The sequence below is a fragment of the Streptomyces sp. NBC_00076 genome (genome assembly GCF_045041235.1).
Classification (GTDB): Bacteria; Actinomycetota; Actinomycetes; order Streptomycetales; family Streptomycetaceae; genus Streptomyces.
Window position 1 is genome coordinate 5167767 of sequence record NZ_CP108242.1, and the last position, 25555, is coordinate 5193321.

Consider the following 25555-nt stretch of genomic DNA (forward strand, 5'->3'; position numbering starts at 1 on the left):
TGCGCGCATACCGCTCGGTATGTCACTAGGGCAGGATGATCGATCACATCACGTTGCGCTCATCGAGTGATGACAGTACCGGGCCAGAGGGGCGGAGGGGCGGAGGGGCGTCCGCCCCTGGGTCGTCGGGACGGGCGCCGAGGGGCGGGCGTCGGGGGGCGGGCATCGGGGGGCGGGCATCGGGCCTGGATTGGGGTTGTCGGGCCGGAGTGGTCGTCGGGCGGGTTCGGTTCGTCGGGCGGGCTCGGCGTCGGGGTCGGCACAGGGTCTGCGGGGGCGCTGCCGGGCATGGGGGCACGGGAGCGCCTGGCGTGGGGCACCGGAGGCGTGTGGCGCGGAGGCCCGGAAGGGCTGTCGGGACCCGCGTTAACGGGCCAGCACCAGCTCGGGGTCCTCGCGGAGCTTGCCCAGCGCCCGGGACACCGCTGACTTCACCGTGCCGACGGACACCCCGAGCACCTCGGCCGTCTGCACCTCACTGAGGTCCTCGTAGTACCTGAGGACGACCATCGCCCGCTGCCGGGCGGGCAGCTTCATGATCGCCCGCCACATCGCGTCGTGCAGTGCCTGCTGCTCAGCCGGGTCGTCACCGGCGGGCACCGGCTCCGGCTCGGGCAACTCGTCGCACGCGAATTCGTCGACCTTGCGCTTGCGCCACTGTGAGGTGCGCGTATTGAGCAGCGCGCGGCGTACATAGCCGTCGAGCGCACGGTGGTCCTCGATACGCTCCCAGGCCACGTACGTCTTGGTGAGCGCGGTCTGCAGCAGGTCTTCCGCGTCGCTCGGGTTCGCGGTCAGCGACCGGGCGGTACGCAAGAGCACCGGCTGGCGGGCCTTCACGTACGACGCGAACGTGGGGTACGAAGTGGAGTACGAACGGGTCTGCGTCGCCGGTGCGGCGGCCTTCGAAGCGCTGGTGCAGACGGGTGTGGTCATGGCTCCACGCTATGAGCGAGGGCGGCTCCGGCTCATCGGCCGTAGGTCCCGAAGACGAGTCCCCCTCAGGTTGTAGGGGTGTAGCTGGCTGCACCTCCTGAAGGTGGACGAGCGGACCGGGGGTACTGCGGGATTACCCCTGGGGGTCATCCCTCCGTCATCCCGGCGGTTCACTCGTCCGAGCTCAGGACCAGGCCCGATGTCGGAACCCCCGTCCCCGCGGTCACCAGGACCCGGCTCGCCCCAGGTATGTGGTTCACAGCCGTGCCCCGAATCTGTCGTACACCTTCCGCGATGCCGTTCATGCCGTGCAGATACGCCTCCCCGAGCTGTCCCCCGTGGGTGTTCAACGGCAACTCGCCGCGTCGTACAAAGTCCGCCGCCTCCCCTTTTTCACAGAAGCCGAACTCCTCCAGCTGCATCAGCACGAACGGCGTGAAGTGGTCGTACAGGATCCCCACGTCGATGTCGGCGGGGGCGAGGCCCGAGGTCCGCCACAGTTGCCGGGCCACCACGCCCATCTCCGGCAGGCCGGTCAGGTCGTCACGGTAGAAGCTCGTCATCTGCTCCTGTCCCCGGCCCGCGCCCTGGGCGGCCGCCGAGACGACGGTGGGCGGGTGAGGCAGGTCGCGAGCCCGCTCCACAGAGGTGACGACGAGTGCCTGCCCCCCGTCGGTCTCCTGACAGCAGTCCAGCAGCCGCAGCGGCTCCACTATCCAGCGGGAGGCCGCGTGGTCGGCGAGGGTGATCGGGCGGCCGTGGAAGTAGGCCGCCGGATTGGTCGCCGCGTATCGGCGGTCCGTCACCGCCACCTGCCCGAAGGCCTCCGGGGTCAGGCCGTACGCGTGCAGATACCGCTGGGCCGCCATCGCCACCCAGGACGCCGGAGTGAGCAGCCCGAAGGGCAGGGACCATCCCAGCGCGACCCCTTCGGCCGACGGCTCCCGGTGCTGCACGCCCGAGCCGAACCTCCGCCCCGAGCGCTCGTTGAAGGCGCGATAGCAGACGACCACCTCGGCCACGCCCGTGGCCACGGCGAGCGCGGCCTGCTGGACCGTGGCACAGGCCGCCCCGCCGCCGTAGTGGACACGGGAGAAGAAGGACAGCTCCCCCATCCCGCAGGCCTGGGCGACGGTGATCTCCGGGCTGGTGTCCATCGTGAAGGTCACCATGCCGTCCACGTCGGCCGGCCGTAGTCCGGCGTCGTCCAGCGCGGCCCGCACCGCCTCCGCCGCCAGCCGCAGCTCGCTGCGCCCCGAGTCCTTGGAGAACTCCGTGGCCCCGATCCCGACGATCGCCGCCCGTCCACCGAGGGCGTCCCGCGCGCGGGCGCTCACAGCGGTCTCCTGGGTTCCCCTGGCTGGAACCTGGGTTCGCCCGGCGGTTGCCCGTCTTCCCGTAGTTCCTTGGCTTCCTCCGATAGTTCCTTGGCTTCCTCCGGTTCCCTCGGCCGCTGCCTGGCTCCCCCCGACACCTCGCCTTCCACCGGCTCCCCCGGCTTTCCCGGCCCTCCCCGCACCGCCGCGTTCGCCCCCTCGGGGTCCAGTGGCTCCTTTCCCGGCAGGGTGATCGTCACGGTGCCGGTCACGTGTCTGCCTATCGCGTTGGCTCCGACCACGCGGACGGTCACGGTGTATCCGTGCACTTCATCGATCACGTCCTCGATCGTGCCCGTCAACACCATCGAGTCGCCCGGGTAGTTGGGCGCGCCCAGCCTGATGGCCACCTTGCGCAGTACCGCCCGAGGGCCGAAGTGGTCGGTGATGTACCGGCCGACCAGGCCGTTCGTCGTCAGGATGTTCATGAAGACATCGGGGGAGCCCTTCTGCCGGGCCAGCTCGGCGTCGTGGTGCACGTCCTGGTAGTCGCGGGAGGCGATGGCTCCGGCGACGACGAGAGTGCGCGTGATCGGGATCTCCAGCGGCAGGAGTTGGTCACCGGCCTTCATGCGATGTCCGACGGCCCTCATCCGGCCTCCCCTCCGGTGCGGAAGACCGGCAGCACCAACTCGTCCTCGTACGTCTGGAACTCGAGTCGCACGGACTGTCCGATCCGCACCTTGTCGTACGGCACACCGACCACGTTGCTGATCATCCGGACGCCCTCCGCGAGTTCGATCAGGGCCACCGCGTAGGGCGGTTCGAAAGCCGGGAAGGGTGGATGGTGCAGGACGACGTACGAGAAGACCGCGCCCTCGCCGCACGCCTCGACCGTGTCCCAGTTCGGGGAGCCACACGCGTTGCAGCCCGGCAGCCAGGGGAGGCGGAGAGTCGCGCAGGCCGTACACCGCTGTATGAGCAGTCGATGCTGTCGTACGCCGTCCCAGAAGCCGGCGTTGTCGCGGTTGACGACAGGACGGGGACGTGCGGCGGCGCGGGGAGGTGGGGGCTTCTCCTTCTCCGCCGGTCTACGTGCCGGGGCGTACTTGAGAATGCGGAAGCGGTGGGTGCCCACCAGGTCATCGCCCGCCCGGACGTCCATGCGGGTCGTGACGAAGTACCCGGTGCCGAGCTTGGTCGTCTTTCGCTCTGACACCGACTCGATGACCGAATCGAAGGTGACCTCGTCGCCGGGACGCAGGGCTCTGCCGTACTCCTGCTCGCAGTCGGTGGCGACCACCGAGGTGCAGCCCGCCTCGTCGAGGAGGGTGAGCAGTTCGTCGTACGCCGTTGTCCGCCCGGTGTGACCGGAGAGGCCGCCCATGGTCCACACCTGGAGCATGGTGGGTGGGGCGATGGCCTCCGAGCCGGTGTACGCCGGATTGGAGTCGCCCATCGCCTCGCACCAGTGCCGGATCATGGGCGCGTTGACGGGGTCCTTGCCGATGCCTGCCACGGCTGCTTGCTGCCCCTCGAAGGCCTTCAACCGCATGTCCAAGGTGAGCGGGGAGTCACCTGCTGCCTGCTCGCCACCGACGCCCGGCTCATCACTTGCGCCCAGATCGTTGCTGACGCCCGGATCGTTGCTCGCGCCCGGATCGTCCGTGACACACGCTTCACCGCCGCCCGTCGGCTCATCGCTGCCTTCGGGCCGTCCGCGCACCTCCGACTTCTCGCCCATCTTCGCCCCCTCGCTGCCCTCGCCGACCTCCGCCGTTCCTTGCCGTCCCACGCGGTGCCTCCTGGACTCCTGGCACCTGCCGCATCGCGTAGACACTTCTGGTACACCGCAGCCGCCGGACCGGTTCCCACCATCCTCACGAAGATTTCTGACTGTCCGTCAGATAGCGGAAGCTGTCAAGGCGTCGGTCCGCAGGCCGGGTCACCCTGCCCCACTCGCCCGACCCGCACCCGAAAATGCCCGGCCCGGCGAGTCATGGTCGGCACCTCTTCCCTTTTTCGAACGCGTGTACGAAAATGGATTCATGGCCACCACCGACCGGCAGGCCACGACGCTGGCCCTCGCACACGCCCTGTCAGCCGCCGAACGCGGACTGGCCGTCATCCCCCTGTCCCGGACGAAGCTCCCGGCCCTGCGCTCCCCCCACCGCGGCGACCCTGCGGCCACGCCCTGCCACGGCGAGTGCGGGCGTTTCGGCCACGGGATCTACGACGCCGCCACCGACCCGACGCACATCCGCGAACTGTTCGCCGCCGCGCCCCGGGCCACGGGGTACGGCATCGCGTGCGGCCTCCCGCCACACCACCTGGTCGGCGTCGACCTCGACACGAAGTCCGGTACGAACTCCTCGGCCGCCCTGCGTGAACTCGCCCTGCGTCACCTGTTCACGATCCCCGACACAGTCGTCGTACTGACCCCGAGCGGCGGACGTCACCTCTGGCTGAGCGGTCCTCCGGACGTCGTCGTCCCCAACTCGGCCGGCCGGCTCGCCCCCGGCATCGACATCCGGGGAGCGGGTGGCTACCTCGTCGGCCCCGGCTCGCGCACGGACCACGGCGAGTACGCCACCGCCCCCGGCACCGCCCACCTCGCCCCCGCGGCCTGCCCACCCGCGCTTCTCCGGCTCCTGCTGCCCCCGCCCCGCGCCCACCACCCCACGCCCCAGTCGACCGGCGGCCACGGCCAAGGCCTGGTCCAGTTCGTCCTGGGCGCGCACGAGGGCCAGCGCAACACCCGCCTGTTCTGGGCCGCCTGCCGCGCCTACGAGGACGGCGTCGGTCCCGCCCTCGTCGCCCCGCTCGTCGACGCAGCCGTGAACACGGGGCTCAGCGAACGTGAGGCACGGGCGACGATCGCGTCGGCGGCACGGATGTCGGGGCACCGGGCGTGAGGGCCCATAAAGCGTTACGGGGCTGATGAACGCTCGGAATGTCTGAAGGCCGGTTGATCGTGGGGGACTTGAGCGTGAAGAACACAGGAGCACCATGCACCGCCGTCGCCCCAGAGCGCCGACCATGTCCCTCAGTCGTGTCGTCCTCACGTCCGGCCGTTCGCTCGATCTTGCCGAACTGCGGCTCTCCTCGACGTACGGCGTGATGCTGGAGAGCTACCCCTGCAAACCGGTGAACGACCTGAGGATCAAGGAGCTCGTGCGGTCGGCCGAGCGGGAGTTCCCCGCCGCGCCGACGCATCTGGTGCCGCCGCCGCGAGAGCATCCCGACCAGTACACCGGCGCGTTCGGCCCCGTGGAGGTGCTGCCGTCGGTGGCGTGCGTCGGAGTGTTCCACTCGACGGCGCTGGCCCCGGACCGCGACCCGATCCTGTTCCGCTCGGCCCTCACCGTCATCTGGTTCCAGCCCACCCCCCGGGTGCCGTACGACTGCGACGCCGAACCCACGCTGCTGGACCTCGCATGGGAGGAGCTGGCCGGGGACTACGAGGCCTAGCCCCCTCCCGGATCGCCGCCCTCAGAAATCCCTTTCCCGGGAAACGGACCGGTGTGCCAAGGTCGGTCGGTGACCGTTTCCCGATCCGATCTGCTGCGCCGACAGTTCGACCTCACATGGTCCCTGTTCGAATACCATCTGGACCGGCTGGAGCCCGAGGACTTCCTGTGGGAACCGGTGCCCTACTGCTGGACGGTCCACCGAACCGCCGAGGGCACTTGGGTACCGGACTGGGCGGAGACAGAGCCCGACCCCGTGCCCGTACCCACCGTCGGCTGGCTGAGCTGGCACATCGGCTGGTGGTGGAGCGTGACCCTCGACCACCTGGAGGGCCGGCCGCCCCGGGACCGCACCGACGTCACCTGGCCAGGACCCGGAAAGCCGACCGTGGACTGGCTGCGCGACCTGCGCACGGCCTGGCTGACATCCCTGGCCGGTCTCACCGACCCCGACCTGGACACCACAGCCCCCTTCCCCTGGCCGGACGACCCGGAACACAAACTCGCCGACATGCTCGCCTGGGCCAACGCCGAGCTGATGAAGAACGCGGCGGAGATCGGCCAACTGCGGCTGCTGCGGTCGGCGGCGTCGGCACCAACTACCGCGTGACCAGCCGTCGAGTGCCGGCCGCCGATGCGCCGCCCTCCGGGGGTGTCCGCGACTTCGCCGGCGCTCGGCGCTGCCACTGACGCCGTCGCTCTCCTGCCCTCGGGTTCTTCCTGTGGCTGGCCGAGAACGTCGCGACCTACCTGGGTGCCTGGAGATACCCGCACCAGCTCCACGGCTGGGAGCCGGTCGCCGGGTCCGGGCGGGCCTCCTGGGCCCTGCCGACCAGCTTCACCTTCGTCATCGGCCGTGGACGCCCAGTACACCCGGAAGGGGTGCCCCGTGACAGGAGCACCCCTTCTGACCTGCAAAGCGTCTGACTGCGCGGTGGGTGTGGGATTTGAACCCACGGTGACATCGCTGCCACGACGGTTTTCAAGACCGTTCCCTTAGGCCGCTCGGGCAACCCACCCCGCGTCGCCGACTGATCGGCGGCGCGGGGACAAGAGTAACGGGTTGGTGCGGCGCCGTGGGTGTCAGCTGTCGCCCTGGCGGGAGCCCAGGGTGAGTTCCACCCGGTGGTTCTTGCCGCCGCGCTCGTAGGTGACCGTGACCTTGTCGCCGGGCTTGTGGGTCCAGATCTCGCCGATCAGGGTGGGGCCGGAGTCGATCACGTGGTCGTCGAGCTTGGTGATGACGTCGCCGGGCTTGAGGCCGGCCTTGGCAGCGGGGCCGCCCGCCTCGACCGCGGCGGCACCGCCTGCGCCCTTCTCGGTGATCTGGGCGCCGCCCGTGCCGTCCTCCAGGGAGACCGAAGCGCCGATCTTCGCGTAGACCGGCTTGCCGGTCTGGATCAGCTGCTGGGCGACGTACTTGGCCTGGTTGATCGGGATGGCGAAGCCGAGGCCGATCGAGCCGGACTGGCTGGTGCCGCCGAGGCCGCCGCCGCTGCTGGACTGGATCGCGGAGTTGATGCCGATGACATTGCCCTGCGCATCGAGCAGCGGGCCGCCCGAGTTGCCCGGGTTGATCGAGGCGTCCGTCTGGAGGGCGCTCATGTAGGAGGCGTTGGAGCCGCTTCCGTCGCTCGAGGCCACGGGGCGGTTCTTGGCGCTGATGATGCCCGTCGTGACCGTGTTGGACAGTCCGAAGGGAGCGCCGATCGCGATCGTCGAGTCGCCGACCGCGACCCTGTCGGAGTTGCCGAGCGTCAGGGGCTTGAGGTCCGACGGGGCGTTCTTGAGCTTGATGACCGCCACGTCGTAGCCCTGGGCGTGGCCGACGACCTCCGCGTCGAACTTCTTGCCGGTCGGGAAGGTCGCCGTGACCTTCCCGCCGTCCACGGCGTCCGCCACCACGTGGTTGTTGGTGACGATGTGGCCCTCGGTGTCGAAGACGAAGCCGGTGCCGGTGCCCCCCTCGCCGCTGCTGCTCTCGGCCTCGATGGTGACGGTGCTGGGCAGTGCCCTGGCGGCCACGCCGGCGACCGTGCCGGGGTCTCGCTTGACGGAGCCGCCGCTGTCGGAGGCGGAGACGGTCGTCGAGGAACTGGTGTCGTTGTCCTTGGCCAGGGTGTAGCCGAGGCCGCCGCCCAGGCCGCCCGCGACCAGCGCGGCCACCAGGATCCCGGCGATCAGTCCGCCCCGGCCGCTGCGGGGCTTCGGGGCGGGCTGCTGGTAGGCGGCGCCCCAGCCGGATCCCGCGCCACCGGAGCCGCCGTCGGCGTACGACGGGACAGCCGGCGGCGCCGGCGGCGGCCAGTCACCCTCCGGGGCGGAACCTTGGGGATGCTGCCCCTGGGGCTGGCCGTACTGCGGTCCCTGCCCCTGATGCGGTCCTTGGGGAGCGCCGCCGGCACTCGCCGCGGCGTACGCGGGGGCGGGCGCGGGGGCGGGTGTCTGGCCGGTGTGCACCGGTTGCTGCTCCTGGCCGCCGGGGTTTCCCGAGGGCACGGGTGGGATCGGAGTCGTCGGGGCGCCTCCGGTAGGAGCGGGGTGCTCCTGGGGCGCCGACGCAGCGGGAGCAGCCACCGGCACGGGGGGTGCGGACGGGGCCTGGGGTACCGCGGTGCCCTCGTTCTCGGTGCTCACAGCTTGTCTCCTAGGTCCACGGCTGTTGTTGTCGGTCGCACTCGCTCACGCTCGTCACGTGGCTCAACGGTCCGGCGCGATGCAGCTGTGCATGTGTGTTTGTATGCCGTCAGCTTTTCCCACAGGCCGTCAGAGCACCATAAGCGGTGCCTGTGCGTCCGCGACCACTCTTTATATAGGCCATCTCGGACATATAGGACGCAATTCCGAGGCCTCCGTTCGCACGCGTACCCGCGCGCGGTGACACCATGACGCGGTGACCCACGTACGACAGCACCGCACTCAGGTGGTCGCCCACCGCGGAGCCTCCGAAGAGGCCCCTGAACACACCCTGGCCGCATACAGGAAGGCGATCGAGGACGGTGCCGACGCCCTCGAATGCGATGTACGCCTGACGGCGGACGGCCACCTCGTCTGCGTCCACGACCGTCGCGTCAACCGTACGTCCAACGGCCGCGGAGCGGTCTCCGCACTGGAGCTCGCCGACCTGGCCGCCCTGGACTTCGGCTCGCGCAGGACGCGGGACTTCTGGCGCACGCGCGACGAGGAGCCCGACTGGGAGTTCCGTCCCGAGGACCGCGAGGACACGTCCGTGCTGACCCTGGAACGGCTTCTGGAGCTGGTCGCGGACTCCGGGCGGCGGGTGGAGCTGGCCATCGAGACCAAACACCCCACACGGTGGGCGGGGCAGGTCGAGGACCGGCTGATGCTTCTGCTGAAGCGCTTCGGGCTCGACGCCCCGGACTCCGCAGGGGAATCGCCAGTCCGGGTCATGAGCTTCTCGGCACGCTCCCTGCACCGGGTGCGGGCCGCCTCGTCGACGCTGCCGACGGTCTATCTGATGCAGTTCGTCTCACCCCGGCTGCGCGACGGGCGGCTGCCCGCCGGTGTCCGGATCGCGGGCCCGTCGATCCGGATCGCGCGCAACCATCCCGCGTACATCGAGCGCCTGAAGCGGGTCGGCCACCAGGTGCACGTGTGGACCGTGAACGAGCCGGAGGACATCGACCTCTGCCTCGACCTGGGCGTCGACGCCATCATCACCAACCGTCCGGCAGCGGTCCTGCACCGCCTCGGTCGCTGACTGGTGAAGACCTGTGGAAGAACCTCTTGACCCGCCCGACCCCCTGACGCCATCCTCCAGCCTCGGCCATACCGATGAAAACCGGCCACACCACTACAGGGAGTGCTCCGGCGCGTTCGGTCCGTGTTCGATCGTTGCGAATGCGTCATCGGACCTGGATTGGCCGGTTTCCGGTTCAGGCCAATGGGGCATCCACACCGTGGCGTGGGGCAAAGGAGGTCTCGGGGGTGGCGTTGGTGGTGGCACATGAGGTGCCCACGTCGTCGAGCATGGCCGTACCCCATGGCCCTGCGGGCGTGGGCGAGGCAAGGCACCGCATGCGGGCTCAGCTACGCAGGGGCGGGGTGTCGGAATCGGTCATCGACGACGCCGTACTGATCCTCTCCGAACTGTTGAGCAACGCGTGCAGGCACGGCCGACCGCTCGGTGACGCACTTGCCGGGGACGGCGATGTCCGCGCCGCCTGGCAGGTGGACCCGGTCGGCAGACTCACGGTCGAGGTCACGGACGGTGGCGGCCCCACGCGCCCCGCTCCGGCCACGCCCTCGGTCACCGCGCACGGCGGCCGCGGGCTGAACATCATCACGGCGCTGGCCGACGACTGGGGCGTACGCGACGACACCCGGGGCGAGGTCACGGTGTGGGTCGTGGTCCACGTCGACGTTCACGATCCGGACGCCGGGCATCGCCGCGACGACTTCGCCACGCGCTCCCAGGCTCGCGACTTCGCCCGAGCGGGCGGCGCCTCCATGGGGTCCTCGGTGTCTTCCGTTTCCGGTCTGGACTTCGCGGACGCGTTCGACGACTTGGGCTGACCACGAGCCAGGACGACCTGGGCAGGCCTCCGAAATCCGGAACATCGACCACCTGGACCGACCCGGGCACCGGTACGACCCGGCACGTTGTCCACAGACCGGAACGGCAAAGGCTCGACTGGCCCCCGCCCTGGGATCGAGACGGTGGGGCCTCCACCGATCGGAACGGCGAAGGCTCGACCGATCGAGACGGTGGAGCCTCCACCGATCGAGACGGCCAAGGCTTGCCCCATCAACACGGCGGACCCGCGACGGAGGCACGTCGGTCCCGTTGTCCACAGGCTCCCGTCGGTCACGTCGTGAACGGCTAGGCTCGCGCCAGTACGAGACGAGCCGTAACCGGGAGACACCCACCATGGCCAAGAAGCGCCCCCCCACGAAGGCCAAGCGGCCACAACTCACGGACGGGGCCCGCGCCGCAGGCGCTGACGGGCCCGTTCCGGTCGTCGGTGCCCGCGAGCCCTGCCCCTGCGGCAGTGGCCGCCGCTACAAGGCCTGCCACGGCCGGGCGGCCGCGCATGCCGCGACCGAGTTGGTGCACCGGCCCTTCGAAGGACTGCCGGGCGAGTGCGACTGGGTGGCGCTGCGCGAGCTGGTGCCGGCCTCGACGGTCGGGCTGACGCTGAAGGACGGCCTCCCCGAGGGCGTCCCGTCGGTCACGCTGGCGACGGTCCTGCCGATGGCCTGGCCCGCCCTGCGCCGCGACGACGGCTCGGTGCTGCTCGGCCTGCAGAACGACACGGCGTCGGGCGACATCAGCCGCGACCTCGCCGACACCCTGCAGCGCGCCCTAACGGCGGACCCGGGCACTCCGGTGGAGGGCCGCCGCGCCCCGGCCGACGGCCCGCGGCTGCAGGATCTGCTCGACCCCGAAGGTGTGTTCGAGCCAGTTGTGCACCCGGGCTTCGAGTTCTGGGTCCCGGACGCGGAGAACGCCACGCCGGAGGTGACCGCCTCCCTGGAGCGGGCCAACGCCGCGGCCGTCCCGACCGTGCGGCTGACGGGCGTGGACGCTGCGTACTGGTGCGAGACCCCGGAGAAGAACCACCTGCGCTGGGTCATGCCGCACCCCGAGGAACAGCTTCTGGACGCTCTCGCACGGCTGCACGCCGCGGGCCGGTCGAGCCTCGGCGAGGGCACCCGTCTCGTGGGTTCCTTCCGTGCTCACGGGCTCATCGTGCCGGTCTGGGACCTTCCGAGCGACGTCACGGCGGAGGACATCGAGAAGCCGACCGCCGAGTTCGCCGAGCGCCTCTCCGGTGCCCTGGCCACGGACTCGCCGCTGACCCCCGACGAACGCCGCGCGCGCGGCGGGCTGACCAACCGGCAGGTCACGCTGAGTTGACGAAGTCCGTGCGGCTGACTGACCGGTCAGCCGCACGCGATCGCGCCCGATTCGGTGACTCGGCTCACAACTCCCGCTCAGGACAAGCCAGTCGGTGTCCGAATAGCCGAGGAAAAGACGAGATCGAATTTGCGAACTGCCGATCTCTTGTTACCGTTCGAGGAGTCCGGTTGCTGGTGCATCCCCCGTCGCCAGCAACCGGACCTTTCTTTGCGCGGACGTCCTTTACGGAATGGAATCGCCCGTCAACTGCCCGTAGACGTACCGGAGTTGCTCCCGGAACGCAGCAGTAGGGGTCCGTCCCCACCCTTGGCCGCGAACTCCGCGACAGCCGTGTAGCCGTCCAGGTCTCCCCGGGTGCGCGCTCGAGGCGTCTCGCACATTCCGGGGTCGTCCTCGGCGGCCACGGCGCAGCGCATCTGGACGGTCCGGCCGCCGGGCCCCATGACACTCAGCACGGCGTGCAGCGCCTCGCCGGTCACGTTGCGGTAGTAGGTGCGCGCCCAGTTCTCCTCACCCTGCGTCAGCACACAGGTCTGTGCCTCGACGCCGTCGGGAGAGGTGAGTTCGGGACCGCAGCGGGCCGCGGTGACCAGTCCCAGGCCGAGCAGCCGCGGGGAACCGGTGGGCTCGGCGGAGGGAATCGTGGCACCGGCGCGCCCGGAAGGGCGTGCGGGGCGTACGGGGCTCAGGGCATCGCGCGCATCAGCGGGTGCGGAAGGGTGTACGTCGGCGGGCACGGAAGGACGTACTGCACCGCGAGCGGGCCGGCGCCCCTCGTCGCCCACCTGTCCCGCGGACGCCACGGCCAACGGCAGCGCGACCGCGCACACCGCGACGCCCGCGAGGGCGAGCAGACGACTGTTCATGTACCGGACGATAACGAGCGGCGGCGGTCGGTCGGTTCCGTCCGCGCCCGACACCCTTACAAGTCGGGTGCGCTCACACCCGTACGAGTGAGGGCCTCGACCACGGCGTCGACCACGGCCTCCACGTCGGGCAACCAGGGGGAGGACGAGCCGGGCAGCGGGGCGCGTTCCCAGCGGATCTCGCCCTGGCCGGTCTCGGACGGGGGCAGGGCGAGGTAGCCGCCCTCACCGTGGAAGCGGAGGGAGCCGGGAACGTGGTCCTGGGCGTACAGCAGTTCGCCCAACTGCTCCAAGGAGTAAGGCTTCACGAGGATCGCCCAGCGGGTGGGCGCGGCGACGACCGGGCCCAGACGTATGCCCTTGCGGTCGAGCACGCCGAGCGCGAGGGCGGCCGGGAGCGCGGGCAGGCTGACCGCGCAGGGCGCCTTGTCGCCGGTGGCCATGACGATGGGGGCGGCGGGCCTGTTGGCCCACCACCAGCGCACCATGCGCTCGTCGGTGGTGGCCGCGAGGAGGCCGGGGTCGAAGGGGTGGGCACCGGGCACCGTGCACTCGGGGTCGGGGCAGCCGCAGCGGGCCCGACCCTGCGGGTCCGGCGCCACACCGGGGAGTACGGGCCACTGCCATTCCGTGGCGAAGGTCAGGGCCGCGCTGATCAACTCAGGCTTCCCGTCGCTCCGCTGGGACAGGAGCCTGCGTCGCTTTCCGAGGATCTCGCGCATGAGCGCTCGTTCCTTTCCGTTGCACCGCTGGCAACACTGTGGACCACATCACACCATGTGTCGATCACTTCACTGTGCGTACCTGTTGGCGCATCACACCCCTGTCGGAAACCAGGGGAACCCCTATGGGCCGAACGTCGGCTGCGTCCGCGGCAGCCTCGCCCATACTGCGGTCTACCAAAAGCATGGGCTGGCGTGGGGGTGGCGAAGTCTGGCGTTTGCCGTCACGCGTGTATCTCTTCGCCTCCGCCACGGGAGGATGGGGCTCGATCGTCGATGACTAAGACGCCCGGGTCCGTCGCCAGGTTCCGGGTGAATCCCAACCACCCCTGGCCTTCTCCGAGTACGTACCCAACACGACCGGTGTGACGCTCTGTGGAGCAAGCCCAGTCGACCGCAATAAGCCCTTACCTGGGTAAGTTTTAGGCCAACTTTGCCTTTTGGCAAGTGGTGCACTGGTGGCCCACGGACACCAGTAATCCCGGCAGGACAATGCTGGACATCCCCTCACGAGTGCGTGTACATGTGGAGAGACTGCTAGCGGCGCAGAATGACATGGGGGTTTGCGATGCTTTTGAGCAATACGCACCGGTCGAAAGGCCGGACGCCATGAACGCTCCGCACCCTTCGAAAGTGGCTGGAATCGATTCAACGGTTCCCTCGCCCGCACACACTGTCGCGCCCGCGCCTGCCGCCTCGGCCGCCTCGGGCGTCTCGGGCGTCTCTGCGGTGCTCTCGCCCCACGCGCTGGGCGCCCTGCTCCAGGACCGTCTCGCCGGCTGGGTCTCGGACCTCACCACGCTGCACGAACTCACCGAACGTCTGGCGCGCACGGACGTGCTCGCCGACGCGCTTGAGGAACTCCTGCGCGCCGGAGCCGCCTTGGTGGGCGCCCGCCGCGGACTGGTCGTCCTGGAGCCGGGCGACGGACTCGGCCCCGACACCACCATCGGCCTGGGCCTCGGTCGCGCCGACCTCGGTCACATCGAGACCGTGCCGCGCAGCTCCCTGTCGTACGGCCGCATCCTCGACGGACTGCCGGGCGGCGACGGCGAGATCGCCGAGCCGGACCTGCTCGCCGGGGACGGGCTCGACCCCCGGCACCGCGAAGTGGCCGCCCGCCTCGGATACGCGGCCAGCTACGCGCTTCCCCTGACCACCGAAGGCCCCATCGAAAGCACCGACCGCACCACCGAAGGCATCAACTTCGGCACCCTGGGCGGCAGCACCCGAGGCGCGCCCGGACACTCCACCCACGGTCCCGGACGTCTCGGCGCCGCCGTGTGGCTCTACGACGAGCCCGCGGAACCGACAGGGCGCCAGCGTCACCTCGTCGGGCTGTACGCCCGTTACGCGGGCGAACACCTGGCCCGGCTGGTCGAGGTCGAGCGCACCCGAGCGTGCCTGGCGACGATCGCCGAGGAACTGCTGCCGTCCCGGCTCCCCCGCGTCGCCGGGGTGCGGCTCGCCGTCCGGCACCGCAGCGGCCCGCGGGGCGGCGGCGACTGGTACGACGCGCTGCCGCTGCCGGACGCCGCGCTCGGGCTCGCCGTCGGGTCGGTGACGGGTTCCGGGCCCAGCGCGATCGCCGCGATGGGCAGGCTGCGGGCGTCCCTGCGGGCGTACGCCGTGATGGAGGGCGAGGACCCGGTCGCGGTGCTGTCCGATCTGGAGCTGCTGCTGCGGCTCACGGAGCCCGCCCGCTCCGCCACCGCCCTGTTCGCCTACTGCGAACCCGCGCTGCGCAAGATCACCCTTGCCGGTGCCGGGCACAGCCCGCCGCTGTTGATCGGCGAGCGGCGCACGGAGTTCGCGGAGACGTCGGTGTCGGCGCCTCTGGGCATGCTCGCCTGCTGGGAGGCGCCGAGCGTGGAGATCCAGGCGGAGGCTGGAGAGACGGTTCTGCTGTACACCGACGGCCTGCTGCACCGCACCGGCGACCCCACCGACCGCGCCTTCGCGCGGCTGCACGCGGCGGCGGCCGGAGTTCCCAAGGCGCTGCGGCACGACCCGGACAGCGTCGTCGACCACGTCCTGCGGGCCGTGCTGCCGGACGGGCTGGACGAGGCGGACAGCGAGGAGGACGTGGTTCTGCTCGCCGCTCACTTCGAGTAGTCGCCCGCCGCACAACCGGTGACGTGACCGAAGGCCGGTAACAGGCCCTTCGGCCCTGGGCCCCCTTCCGTACGACCGTACGATGGAGGGGGTCCAGTGCCGTATCTAGGAGGATGACCGTGGCCGACGAGCTCACCCCGGCAGCATCAGATGTCGCTGCTACCGCAGCGGGCCCGGAAGAGTCGGAAGAGGCGCAGGAGTCGGAAAAGCCGATCAAGCAGCGGAAGAACGGACTGTACCCGGGCGTGTCCGACGAGCTGGCCGAGAACATGCAGTCCGGCTGGGCCGACACGGAGCTGCGTGACCTGAAGCCGATCGCCCAGGCCGCGGAGACCGCCGCCCGCCGGGCCGCGCTCTCCGCGCGCTTCCCCGGCGAGCGCCTGGTCATCCCCGCGGGCAACCTGAAGACCCGCTCGAACGACACGGAGTACCCGTTCCGGGCCTCGGTCGAGTACGCGTACCTCACCGGCAATCAGACCGAGGACGGCGTCCTCGTCCTGGAGCCCACCGCCGACGGCCACAAGGCGACGATCTACCTCCTGCCGCGCTCCGACCGCGAGAACGGCGAGTTCTGGCTGTCGGGCCAGGGCGAGCTGTGGGTCGGCCGCCGCCACTCCCTCACCGAGGCCGGGAAGCTGTACGGCATCCCCGCCTCCGACGTCCGCGAACTGGCGGACCGGCTGCGCGAGGCGACCGGCCCGGTCCGGGTCGTGCGCGGCCCCGACGCCGGGATCGAGGCCGCGCTGACCGACAAAGTCACCGCCGAGCGCGACGAGGAACTGCGGGTCTTCCTGTCCGAGGCGCGGCTGGTCAAGGACGACTTCGAGATCCGTGAGCTGCAGAAGGCGGTCGACTCGACGGTCCGCGGCTTCGAGGACGTGGTGAAGGTCCTCGACAAGGCCGAGGCCACCTCCGAGCGGTACATCGAGGGCACGTTCTTCCTCCGCGCGCGCGTGGAGGGCAACGACGTCGGCTACGGCTCCATCTGCGCCGCCGGTCCGCACGCCTGCACACTGCACTGGGTGCGCAACGACGGGCCCGTGCGCTCCGGTGACCTGCTGCTGCTGGACGCGGGCGTCGAGACGCACACGTACTACACCGCGGACGTCACGCGGACGCTGCCGGTCAACGGCCGGTACAGCGAGATCCAGAAGAAGATCTACGACGCCGTGTACGAGGCCCAGGAGGCCGGAATCGCGGCCGTGCAGCCTGGTGGGAAGTACCGGGACTTCCATGACGCGGCCCAGCGGGTGCTGACCGAGCGGCTCGTGGAGTGGGGGCTCGTCGAAGGGCCGGTCGAGCGGGTGCTGGAGCTGGGGTTGCAGCGCCGGTGGACCCTGCACGGCACCGGGCACATGCTCGGCATGGACGTCCACGACTGCGCCGCCGCGCGCGTGGAGTCGTACGTGGACGGAACCCTGGAGCCCGGGATGGTGCTGACGGTCGAGCCCGGCCTGTACTTCCAGGCCGACGATCTGACCGTGCCCGAGGAGTACCGGGGGATCGGTGTGCGGATCGAGGACGACATTCTGGTGACGGAGGACGGGAACCGGAATCTGTCGGCCGGGTTGCCTCGCCGGTCCGACGAGGTCGAGGCGTGGATGGCGGCCCTGAAGAAGAGCTGACACAGCCCGCCTCCCGGGGTGCTGGTGTGGACCTGCATGTAGAGGCCGACCCCGGCGAAGGGCGTCGTGCCGGGCTTGAGCGTGTCCTGCGCGACGCCATTCGCGACGGGCGGCTGGCACCCGGGGCGCGCCTGCCGGCCACCCGGCGGCTCGCGGAGGAGCTGGGGGTCTCGCGGGGGACCGTCAAGCGGCCTACGACCAGCTCGTCGCCGAGGGGTATCTGACCGCTCGGCAGGGGGCCGGTACGGAGGTCGCGCCACTGCCCTCCGTAGGCGCCGAGCCCCTGGAGGCAGCCGCACACGCGCGTGTGCCCCGGTTCGATCTGCGGCCCGGTAGTCCGGATGTGGGGGCGTTCCCGGCGGCCGCCTGGTCACGGGCCCTGCGACGGGCCATCGCGACCGTGCCCTCGTCGGCGTACGACTACGGGGACCCGCGGGGCCGGATCGAGCTGCGGACGGCGTTGTCGGAGTACCTGGGGCGGGCACGCGGGGTGGTCGCGTCACCGGAGCGGATCGTGGTCACCTCCGGCGCTGTGCAGGGGCTCTCGCTGCTCACACGCCTGCTGGAGGGGGGCCGGATCGCCATGGAGGACCCGGGCCTGCCCTTCCACCGGGAGGTGGTGCGGCGGGGCGGGGGGCGCGTGGTGCCGGTCCGGGTGGACGAACGGGGCTGCGTGGTGGAGGACTTGGGGCGGGTGGCGGCCGTGGTCGTCACGCCCGCGCACCAGTACCCGACCGGCGTGACGCTGCACCCGGAACGCCGGCGGGCGCTCACCGACTGGGCACGCGCGCGGGAAGCGTTGATCGTCGAGGACGACTACGACGGGGAGTTCCGTTACGACCGGCAGCCCGTCGGCGCACTCCAGGGAATGGCGCCGGGGCACGTGGCCTACCTGGGTACCGCTTCCAAGACGCTGGGGCCCGCGCTGCGGCTCGGCTGGATGGTGCTGCCGCCGCACCTGGTGGACGCGGTGGCCGACGCCAAGCTGCACAGCGACCACCACACAGAGTCCATCGGCCAGTTGGCGCTGGCCGAGCTGATCGACAGCCATGCCTACGACCGGCATGTGCGAGCCTGCCGACTGCGGTACCGGCGGCGCCGGGACCAACTCATCGACCGACTTGGCGAGTTGGATCAGCCGGACCGACTGGCCTCCCCGGGGGCGCTTCGGCGCGTACGCGGGATCGCGGCCGGGCTGCACGCGCTTGTGGACGTCGACGACGAGGCGGCGGTGCTGGAGCGTGCGGAGGCGGCGGGGCTCCAGGTGGGGCACCTCGGGGAGCACTGGCACACGCCGGGCACCGAAGGACGGCCGCAGGGGCTGGTCGTGGGCTACGGGACGCCCCGGGAGCGGGTGTACCCGGAGGCACTGGAGGCGCTCGGGAAGGTCCTGGAATTGGACCAGTGAAAGGTGCTCAGATTGGGCCTGCCTAGGAGTCCACCGGGATCCTAGGGTCGCCGGTATGACGAACTCACTCGTCCCGCCTTCAGGCCCGCAACGCGTTCTGGCCCTCGCCCAGTTGACCAACTCCGTCGGTGACGGCGCCTTCTACGTGACGTCGGCGCTCTACTTCACCCACGTGGTCGGGCTCGCCCCCGCGCGCGTGGGGCTCGGTCTGACCCTCGCGTGGGCGGTCGGCTCGCTGGTGGGGGTGCCGCTGGGACGGCTCGCGGACCGGCGCGGGTCACGCGGTACGGCGGTGCTGCTGGCGCTGGCCACCGCACTCGCGGTGGCGTGCTTCCTCGTCGTACGCGGGTTCGTGCCCTTCGTCGCGGCCGCGTGCGGGTACGCCGCCGCCCAGTCGGGGCTGGCCGCCGCCCGGCAGGCGCTGCTGGCGGGACTGGTGTCCGCAGGGGAGCGGACCGGGCTGCTCGCCCACCTCCAGTCGACGCTCAACGCCGGGCTGGCGGTGGGCGCGGGACTGGGCGGGCTCGCGCTGCACGCCGGGACGAGGACGGCGTATCTCGGGGTGTTCGCGCTGGACGCGGTGAGTTTCGCGGTGTGCGCGGGGTTGCTGGCACGGCTGCCGGCGGTGGCGCCCACGGCGAGGCCTGCCGTGGCAACTGGCGCCGAGTCGGGCAGGGCACTTGCCTCGGAATCCGGCACGGCACCTCCCGCCGAGTCTGGCATGGCGCCTCCCACCGAATCCGGCATGGCACCTCCCGCCGAATCCAGCGCGGCACCTGCGGCAGAGTCCGGCACGGCTCCAGCTTCGACGCCTGTCGGGGCGGCCGCGTCCCGCGTCGGGCGCCGTGTCCCACACCTCAGGCGCCGTGACCTCGGTGTGCTGCGGGATCGCCCCTACGTTCTCGTCACGCTGCTGAACGCCGTGCTGCTGCTGCGCATGCCGCTGCTCAGCCTCGGGCTGCCGCTGTGGATCGCGGAGCGCACGGCCGCGCCCACCTGGCTGGTCTCCGCGCTGTTCGTGCTCAACACCGGGGCGGTGATGGCGTTCCAGGTGCGGATGGCGCGCGGGGTCGTCGGACTCGCGTCGGCCACCCGTGCGGTGCGCCGGTCAGGGTGGGTCATGCTGGCGGCGTGCGCGGTGTTCGCGCTGTCCGCGGGCGCCTCGCCGTGGGTGGCCGTCGGTGCGCTGGTCGCCGGTGCGGCGCTGCAGGTGGTCGCGGAGATGGGCCAGTCGGCGGGTTCCTGGCAGCTGTCCTTCGATCTGGCCCCGGCCGACCGGGTGGGCGAGTACCAGGGCTTCTTCGGCACCGGCGTGACCGTCGCCCGCACCCTCGGCCCGCTGGTCCTCACCTCGCTGCTGGTGGGTTGGGGGACGCCGGGGTGGCTGCTGCTGGGCGGGGCGACGCTGGCGGCGTCGTACGCGATGGGCCCGGCGACCCGCCGGGCCCACCACCGGGCGGAGCTCGGACGGCCCGTCCTGGCGAGCTGACGGCCGTCGGTCCTCGCGAGTCAACGGCCGACGGTCCTGGCGAACAGGACCGTGAGGACCGCTCGTTGGCGATCCCCCTCACGAACCCACGGCCACCCGCCCCCGCACACTGACCGCCACCGCAAGCGCGTCCACGAACAGCGCCCCCGCCAGCAGTCCCGCGCTGCCACGGGGGCTCCACGCGCGCGCGTGGAGGTCCGCGTCGAGGCCGTGCAGGGCGACGCGGCCCGGTTCGGTCGCCGTACCGCCCGCCTCCAGGACCGCACGGGCGCCCGCCTGGACGTGACGCAGGCCGAGGGGGCCCGTGGTGTGGAGGAGTTCGGTGTCCTGAAGTGTGGACATCACGGTCAGGAGGGCGTCCAGGCGGGCTTGGTCCTCGGTGGCGCCGGCGGTGCGCGCGGCCTCGAGGGCGTCCAACGCCCGCCGTACGTGCGGGAATCCGGCCCGTGCCTCACCACGCGCGCCGGCCGCCCCGTACTTCGCCGAGATCGACGAGCCGCGCGAGGGCCGCCGCGGTGCCCGTCGGTCGGGGTGCGCGGCGATCCGCTTGGCGGCCGCGGTCACCTCCCGCGCCCCGGCACCGGGGTCGAGGGCGGCCGCGGCGACCAGCAGCCCGAGCGTCCACAGGGCGCCCCGGTGGCCGCCGCCGGCGAGGCCCACCGTGTGCTCGGTGCACCTGCCGATCGCGCCCAGTTCGGTACGGAGCTGCGGCGTGGGTTCGCCGGTGCGGCGGGCGGCGGCGGCCATCGCCGCGAGGCCGGGCGCGAGCGCCTTGGCCGACCAGCGAAGGGAGTTGTGGTCCCGGTGTCCGGCCCGGGCGGCGAGGTCACGGGGATCGGGCAGGCCCGGCTTGGGAGCCAGGGCCAGCTGCACGGTCAGCGCGTCCACGGCGGCCTGGGCCAACGCGTCGTCCTCGCGGCTGCGCATGCGCTACGAGGACGCCGAGGCCGACGGGGAGGCGTCGCCGCTGGGCGGGGCGCCCGTGGGAGCGTCGCTCGGGGCCCCGCTCGGGGGAGTGCCGCCACCGCCGCCGCCCGCGCCGGTGTTCTCCGCGTCCGGGTCCACGCCCAGGGTCAAGGAACCCTTGTAGCCCTTGGAGGGGTCGCTCTTGTGCACGGCCTTGAGGGTCAGCAGACCGCTGGAGGCGCCGCCGCCGTCGTACACCATGTCGTTGTCGAGGGTGGTGTAGCTGCCGGAGTGCTTCGAGTACGGCTCCAACGTGAAGATCTCCTCGGCGATGTCGTCGGCGAAGAACAGCTGGCCCGTGTAGTTGACCTTGCCGCCCTCGTAGGTGCCGTCCTCCTTCTGCCCGCCGGTGTGCACCTTGAGGTGGATGTGGCAGGTACGGGGCGTGTACCAGCCGGGGAAGATCGTCTCGAACTTGACGACTCCGTTGGCGTTGGCGACCTGGTAACCACGCAGGTAGGTGGTGTCGTTCGCGGTGGAGCCGTCCTCGCTCTCCGCGGGCGCCGAGCCGCCGGGGTTGGCGGTGGTGTAGCCGGAGTAGTAGCCCCAGGCGTCGCAGTGCCAGATCTCGACGGCCGCGCCGGGGACCGGGGTGCAGCCGTCGGTGGCGTCCACGACGGTGAGGCGCAGGGTCAGCGGAACACCGCTCTTGCCCTCGGTGATGTTCTTGCGCACCAGGGCGCCGTCCAGGTAGTACGGCCCCTCGGTGACACTCGACATCAGCGTCATGCACTCACTGCCGGCGGAGGCCGCCGAGGCGGTGGCAGCCGACGCGGCGGTGGTCGTCACATCGTCGGCGAAGGCCGACTGGTAACCGGCCGCGGCAAGGCCACCGGCCGCGACCGTGCCGCCGGTCACCACGAGAGCGCGGCGCCTGGTGATCGAGGTGTCTTTGTGGTTTCCCGTCATGTCCATGAACGTAGGGACAGCGTCCGTCAAGAACCTGAGCCGTCCCTGTGCGCGGGCTGAGAATGGCACCGCGAACTTCAAGGAGCCGGCAGGGACGGCACGTTGGCGCTGAACGGCGCGGTTGTCGCCGGACGGCGCGTTGTCGCTAGACGGCCATCAGCGGCGCGTCCTTCCTCCACTTGAGGATCTTGTCGAAGCTGACGACCGTACCGCGCCGGCCGGGCTTGTTGCCGATGTGGACGTGGTCGGCGAGTTCCTGGATGAGGCACAGACCGCGGCCGTTCTCGGCCCCGCTGGGGGCGAGGCGGACGGGCTGGGTGCGGGTGAAGCCGGGGCCCGAGTCGGCGACCTCGATACGACACTTCTCGCCGTCGATGTAGGCGGTGACCCGGAACGCCTCCGAGGGGTCGCCGCAACCGGTGTTCCCGCCGTGCTCGACGGCGTTGGCACAGGCCTCGCTGAGGGCGACGGACAGGTCGTACGAGACGTCGGGATCGACGCCCGCGGTCTCCATGGTGCCGAGCAGCAGGCGACGGGCGAGCGGAACGCTCGCAGCCTCGCGCCGCAAATGGAGTGACCACCAGATGCTCATGCTCCAGCCTCCTGGCTGCGGCTCGACATACCGTTACGTATTGCCGCGAGTGCCCGGGTGTAAGCACATCGTTGACGTGATGCCGCCCATATGGGGGGTGTACCGGGAGTGGTAGGCGGTGTTATGTGGGGCAGCCTGCGACACAGGAGACCTTCCGGTCGTACCGCCCGTACGTCATCTTGTGGACCTGCCGTATGGCGTCCGTAAGGCCAGTGCGATGATGAGCCCGCCATGACTGCCCCCCACCCGCGCACGTCGCGCTCTGGAGGAGACCTCCGGGTCCTGCGGGCCGCGGTGTTCGCCGCGGTCTGCGTCCTGCTGGCCGCCGCGGGTCATGCTCTCGTGTCCTGCGCCACGGTTCCGCTGTGGACACTGGGCGCGGGATTCCTGGGGGTCTCCCTGGTCGTGGTGCCGCTCGCCGGACGTGAGCGGTCGCTGCCCGGGATCGCGACGCTGCTCGCCGTCGGACAGGCCGTGCTGCACGTGCTGTTCGGACTGGGCCAGCACGGCGCGGCCGCCGCTGCGTCGGCGGCGTCGCCGTCCGCCTCCTCCATGCGTTCGATGACGTCCATGGGATCGATGGCGTCGATGTCCGACGCCTCGCTGCTCGAGCGGGCCACTCGGCTTGTGTGCGGGAGCGCCGCCGCGGCGCTCAGCCCGGCCCAGGCCCATCGGATCCTCGCCGACGCGCGGATGCACCCGGGCACGGCGGCCGCCACCGGCACGGGCGCCGCGAGCCACCCCACGGACGCCATGCCCACGGGCGCAGGCTCCTCGATGTCGCTGCTGCCGTCCCTGCCGATGCTGCTGGGCCACGTCCTCACCGCGCTCGCCGCCGGGTGGCTGCTGCGGCGCGGGGACCTGGCGCTGCTGCGGCTCGCCGAACTGTCGACGGTGTCGGCGCACTCGGTCGCCGACGGGGCGCTCGTACGGTCCCTGCGCGGGGCGCTCGCGCTGGTGCGCGCCCTTCGTGCCGGACTGCCGGGCACCCCCGACGCCGGCCCGCGACCGCCGCACACCGCCCCGCACTCGCCGCCGGGGCCACGGACCGCCGCGCTACAGCACACGGTGATCAGACGGGGCCCGCCGGCCGCCGCAGCACTCTCCCTCGCCGCCTGACGCGACGCGACCCGCACGCCCCACACCGGTACTTCCGTACATCCGTGGGGAGGGTCGCCGTCGTGCGGCACGCGCGTGTGCCCGCGCTCTCCAGTGATCGCTCACGCACGCGCACCCCTCCTCATCACCGGAACCTCACCGAAGTGGAGTGCCATGAAGGCCTCTCGTCTCGCCGCCGCCGGCGCCCTCGCCGCCACCGCCGTCGTCGTCCTGTCCTCGCCCGCGTTCGCGCACGTCAGCGTGCAGCCCGAGGGGGTCGCCGCCAAGGGCGGTTACGCGGTCATCGACTTCAAGGTCCCCAACGAGCGCGACAACGCCTCCACCACCAAGCTGGAGGTCACCTTCCCGTCCGACCACCCGCTGGCCTCCGTCATGCCCGAGCCGATGCCGGGCTGGGACATCAAGGTCACCAAGTCGAAGCTCGACAAGCCCGTCGACGTACACGGCAAGCAGATCACCGAGGCCGTCAGCAAGGTCACCTGGACCGCCACCGGCGCGGGGGTCAAGGCCGGCTACTTCGAGAAGTTCCCCCTCTCCGTCGGCGCGCTGCCCGAGGACGCGGACGAACTGGTCTTCAAGGCCGTCCAGACGTACTCCAACAAGGAGGTCGTGCGCTGGATCGAGGAGCAGAAGGAGGGCGACGAGGAGCCCGAGACGCCGGCTCCCGTACTCACGCTTTCCGCCGCGTCTGAAGACGGCCACCACGGCTCGGCGGCGGCCGAGGATGCCTCCGACGACACCAAGTCCACCGACAACACCGCCGCCGAGACTGCCGCCCCGGCCGACAGCAGTGACACCACCGCCCGCGTCCTCGGCGTCGTCGGCATCGTCGTCGGCGCGCTGGGCGTGGCCTACGGCGTGCTCGCCGGACGTCGGCGCACCAACGCCTGAGGATCGCTCGCCGGCCGGCACACCGGGGTCGTACGCATGCCCGTAGGACCTAACTCGTGGAACTGCACGTAGAACCGCGTGTACGACCCCGGTGGACGTCGGCACCATCACATCTGGGACATTTTTCTATGCGCAAGAAGACGCTCGCCGTGGCCTCGCTGCTCGCCGCGGCCACCCTGACCCTCTCCGCCTGCGGCAGCGGTGACGACAGCGGCTCGCCCGTTTCCGTGGTCTCCGAGGAGGCCGGCTCGGACAAGGCGGTCACCGTTCTCGACCAGCCGTTCAAGAAGCCGGACCTGGTGCTCACCGACGCCCAGGGAAAGAAGTACGACCTCCGCAAGGAGACCGCGGGCAAGCCGACCCTGGTCTACTTCGGCTACACCCACTGCCCCGACGTCTGCCCGCTGACGATGAACAACATCGCCGTCGCCAAGAAGCAGCTGCCCAAGTCCGAACAGGACGAGCTGCGCGTGGTGTTCGTGACCACCGACCCCGCTCGTGACACCCCGGCCGAGCTCGGCAAGTGGCTCAAGGGCGTCGACTCCGAGTTCGTCGGCCTGACCGGCGACTTCGCCACCATCCAGGCGAGCGCCCGCACCCTCGGCATCTCCATCGAGCCGACGCACAAGGACAAGAACGGCAAGCTCGTCTCCGTGCACGGCACCCAGGTCGTCGCGTTCTCCCCGAAGACCGACGCGGGTTATCTGCTGTACGGCGAGGACGCCACCGTCGACGACTACACCAAGGACCTCCCCAAGATCGTCAAGGGTGAGAAGCCATGAGGCGTCCCTCCCTGAACGCCGCCGCGGGCGGGACCCTGGCCCTGTCGCTCGTCCTCGCCGGGTGCGGCACGGACTCCGACAGCGGGGCCGGCCTGTCCGTCTCCGACGCCTACATCCCGCAGCCGGTCTCCGACGACATGGCGGCCGGCTTCCTGACGATAGTCAACGACAGCGGTACGAAGGACGAGCTCACCTCGGTCACCAGCGACGAGGCCGGCGAAGTCACCGTGCACGAGACGGTCGGCGGCTCGATGCGGGAGGTCCAGGACCTCCCCGTCCCCGCACATGGTCAACTCGTGTTCAAAAGCGGTGGCAACCATCTGATGTTCGAGAAGCTGAAGCGCAAGCCGAAGCAGGGCCAGACCCTCTCGGTCGAACTGCACTTCACCAAGTCCGCCCCGGTCGTCGTCAAGATGCCGGTGAAGTCGGCGACCTACACCCCGACTACCGGACACTGAGGGAGGG

The 25555-nt window shown here is 71.0% G+C and carries 23 protein-coding genes, 1 tRNA gene and 2 pseudogenes; 15 read left to right on the forward strand and 11 right to left on the reverse strand.

Annotated features, from left to right (window positions below):
* Window positions 1-366 precede the first annotated feature (366 nt).
* From OHA64_RS23465 to OHA64_RS23480, 4 genes and pseudogenes are all read right to left on the reverse strand, one after another.
* Window positions 367-936: a SigE family RNA polymerase sigma factor gene (locus tag OHA64_RS23465; RefSeq protein ID WP_405616148.1), complete on the reverse strand. Its 570-nt coding sequence runs from the start codon at window positions 934-936 to the stop codon at window positions 367-369.
* Between the two features lie 170 nt (window positions 937-1106).
* Window positions 1107-2273: a lipid-transfer protein gene (locus OHA64_RS23470; RefSeq protein WP_405616150.1), complete on the reverse strand. Its 1167-nt coding sequence runs from the start codon at window positions 2271-2273 to the stop codon at window positions 1107-1109.
* A gap of 221 nt (window positions 2274-2494) precedes the next feature.
* Window positions 2495-2884, reverse strand: a pseudogene (locus OHA64_RS23475) (acyl dehydratase); the annotation flags it as partial.
* A 17-nt stretch (window positions 2885-2901) separates the two neighbouring features.
* The gene (locus OHA64_RS23480) at window positions 2902-3807 is read right to left on the reverse strand and encodes a bifunctional MaoC family dehydratase N-terminal/OB-fold nucleic acid binding domain-containing protein (protein ID WP_405624066.1); all 906 of its coding nucleotides are present in this window, start codon (window positions 3805-3807) and stop codon (window positions 2902-2904) included.
* A gap of 493 nt (window positions 3808-4300) precedes the next feature.
* On the opposite strand from OHA64_RS23480, the gene OHA64_RS23485 reads away from it, so the two are divergent.
* The 4 genes from OHA64_RS23485 (at window position 4301) to OHA64_RS23500 (ending at window position 6649) form a co-directional block, all read left to right on the forward strand.
* Entirely contained in the window at window positions 4301-5167 is an 867-nt protein-coding gene (locus OHA64_RS23485) for a bifunctional DNA primase/polymerase (protein WP_405616152.1), read from the forward strand.
* 124 nt (window positions 5168-5291) lie between these two features.
* Window positions 5292-5723: a hypothetical protein gene (locus tag OHA64_RS23490; protein ID WP_405616154.1), complete on the forward strand. Its 432-nt coding sequence runs from the start codon at window positions 5292-5294 to the stop codon at window positions 5721-5723.
* A gap of 69 nt (window positions 5724-5792) precedes the next feature.
* The gene (locus OHA64_RS23495; RefSeq protein ID WP_405616156.1) at window positions 5793-6332 is read left to right on the forward strand and encodes a DinB family protein; all 540 of its coding nucleotides are present in this window, start codon (window positions 5793-5795) and stop codon (window positions 6330-6332) included.
* Between the two features lie 140 nt (window positions 6333-6472).
* Complete coding sequence (locus OHA64_RS23500; RefSeq protein WP_405624068.1) at window positions 6473-6649, forward strand: hypothetical protein; 177 nt, start codon at window positions 6473-6475, stop codon at window positions 6647-6649.
* A 5-nt stretch (window positions 6650-6654) separates the two neighbouring features.
* Here the strand turns inward: OHA64_RS23500 and OHA64_RS23505 are convergent.
* Window positions 6655-6741 (reverse strand) — tRNA-Ser (locus tag OHA64_RS23505).
* 64 nt (window positions 6742-6805) lie between these two features.
* Window positions 6806-8359, reverse strand: coding sequence for a S1C family serine protease (locus OHA64_RS23510; RefSeq protein ID WP_405616159.1), 1554 nt, complete (start codon window positions 8357-8359; stop codon window positions 6806-6808).
* 256 nt (window positions 8360-8615) lie between these two features.
* Between OHA64_RS23510 and OHA64_RS23515 the strand changes: the two genes are divergently transcribed.
* The 3 genes from OHA64_RS23515 (at window position 8616) to OHA64_RS23525 (ending at window position 11603) form a co-directional block, all read left to right on the forward strand.
* Window positions 8616-9443: a glycerophosphodiester phosphodiesterase gene (locus OHA64_RS23515; protein ID WP_405616161.1), complete on the forward strand. Its 828-nt coding sequence runs from the start codon at window positions 8616-8618 to the stop codon at window positions 9441-9443.
* A gap of 140 nt (window positions 9444-9583) precedes the next feature.
* Window positions 9584-10258, forward strand: coding sequence for an ATP-binding protein (locus OHA64_RS23520; RefSeq protein WP_405616163.1), 675 nt, complete (start codon window positions 9584-9586; stop codon window positions 10256-10258).
* Window positions 10259-10613: 355 nt separating this feature from the next.
* A complete protein-coding gene (locus OHA64_RS23525; RefSeq protein ID WP_405616165.1) occupies window positions 10614-11603 on the forward strand; it encodes a DUF5926 family protein in 990 nt (329 codons plus the stop codon).
* A 245-nt stretch (window positions 11604-11848) separates the two neighbouring features.
* Here OHA64_RS23525 and OHA64_RS23530 read toward each other — a convergent pair whose 3' ends face one another.
* Together OHA64_RS23530 and OHA64_RS23535 are read right to left on the reverse strand one after the other, a co-directional pair.
* On the reverse strand, window positions 11849-12472 hold the full coding sequence (locus OHA64_RS23530) for a hypothetical protein (protein WP_405616167.1): 624 nt from the start codon (window positions 12470-12472) through the stop codon (window positions 11849-11851).
* A gap of 56 nt (window positions 12473-12528) precedes the next feature.
* Window positions 12529-13194: a bifunctional DNA primase/polymerase gene (locus tag OHA64_RS23535; protein WP_405616169.1), complete on the reverse strand. Its 666-nt coding sequence runs from the start codon at window positions 13192-13194 to the stop codon at window positions 12529-12531.
* Between the two features lie 492 nt (window positions 13195-13686).
* Here OHA64_RS23535 and OHA64_RS23540 point away from each other — a divergent pair, with 492 nt between their 5' ends.
* The 4 genes and pseudogenes from OHA64_RS23540 to OHA64_RS23555 all read left to right on the forward strand — a co-directional run bounded on the left by OHA64_RS23540 (window position 13687) and on the right by OHA64_RS23555 (window position 19831).
* Complete coding sequence (locus OHA64_RS23540; protein ID WP_405616171.1) at window positions 13687-15309, forward strand: PP2C family protein-serine/threonine phosphatase; 1623 nt, start codon at window positions 13687-13689, stop codon at window positions 15307-15309.
* A 119-nt stretch (window positions 15310-15428) separates the two neighbouring features.
* Entirely contained in the window at window positions 15429-16934 is a 1506-nt protein-coding gene (locus tag OHA64_RS23545) for an aminopeptidase P family protein (RefSeq protein WP_405616173.1), read from the forward strand.
* A 26-nt stretch (window positions 16935-16960) separates the two neighbouring features.
* Window positions 16961-18342, forward strand: a pseudogene (locus OHA64_RS23550) (PLP-dependent aminotransferase family protein).
* 55 nt (window positions 18343-18397) lie between these two features.
* Complete coding sequence (locus OHA64_RS23555) at window positions 18398-19831, forward strand: MFS transporter (RefSeq protein WP_405616175.1); 1434 nt, start codon at window positions 18398-18400, stop codon at window positions 19829-19831.
* Between the two features lie 78 nt (window positions 19832-19909).
* Here OHA64_RS23555 and OHA64_RS23560 read toward each other — a convergent pair whose 3' ends face one another.
* The 3 genes from OHA64_RS23560 to OHA64_RS23570 all read right to left on the reverse strand — a co-directional run bounded on the left by OHA64_RS23560 (window position 19910) and on the right by OHA64_RS23570 (window position 22298).
* Window positions 19910-20758: a triphosphoribosyl-dephospho-CoA synthase gene (locus OHA64_RS23560; protein WP_405616177.1), complete on the reverse strand. Its 849-nt coding sequence runs from the start codon at window positions 20756-20758 to the stop codon at window positions 19910-19912.
* 3 nt (window positions 20759-20761) lie between these two features.
* On the reverse strand, window positions 20762-21706 hold the full coding sequence (locus tag OHA64_RS23565) for an intradiol ring-cleavage dioxygenase (RefSeq protein WP_405616179.1): 945 nt from the start codon (window positions 21704-21706) through the stop codon (window positions 20762-20764).
* A 145-nt stretch (window positions 21707-21851) separates the two neighbouring features.
* Entirely contained in the window at window positions 21852-22298 is a 447-nt protein-coding gene (locus OHA64_RS23570) for an ATP-binding protein (RefSeq protein WP_405616181.1), read from the reverse strand.
* Window positions 22299-22529: 231 nt separating this feature from the next.
* On the opposite strand from OHA64_RS23570, the gene OHA64_RS23575 reads away from it, so the two are divergent.
* From OHA64_RS23575 to OHA64_RS23590, 4 genes are all read left to right on the forward strand, one after another.
* Entirely contained in the window at window positions 22530-23417 is an 888-nt protein-coding gene (locus tag OHA64_RS23575) for a hypothetical protein (RefSeq protein ID WP_405616183.1), read from the forward strand.
* Window positions 23418-23570: 153 nt separating this feature from the next.
* Complete coding sequence (locus tag OHA64_RS23580) at window positions 23571-24308, forward strand: YcnI family protein (protein WP_405616185.1); 738 nt, start codon at window positions 23571-23573, stop codon at window positions 24306-24308.
* 128 nt (window positions 24309-24436) lie between these two features.
* Window positions 24437-25090 carry an SCO family protein gene (locus tag OHA64_RS23585; protein ID WP_405616187.1) on the forward strand — a complete coding sequence of 218 codons (654 nt, stop codon included), beginning with the start codon at window positions 24437-24439 and terminating at the stop codon, window positions 25088-25090.
* Window positions 25087-25548, forward strand: a complete 462-nt coding sequence (locus OHA64_RS23590) for a copper chaperone PCu(A)C (protein ID WP_405616190.1) — start codon at window positions 25087-25089, stop codon at window positions 25546-25548. Before OHA64_RS23585 ends, OHA64_RS23590 begins: the two co-directional genes overlap by 4 nt.
* Window positions 25549-25555 lie beyond the last annotated feature (7 nt).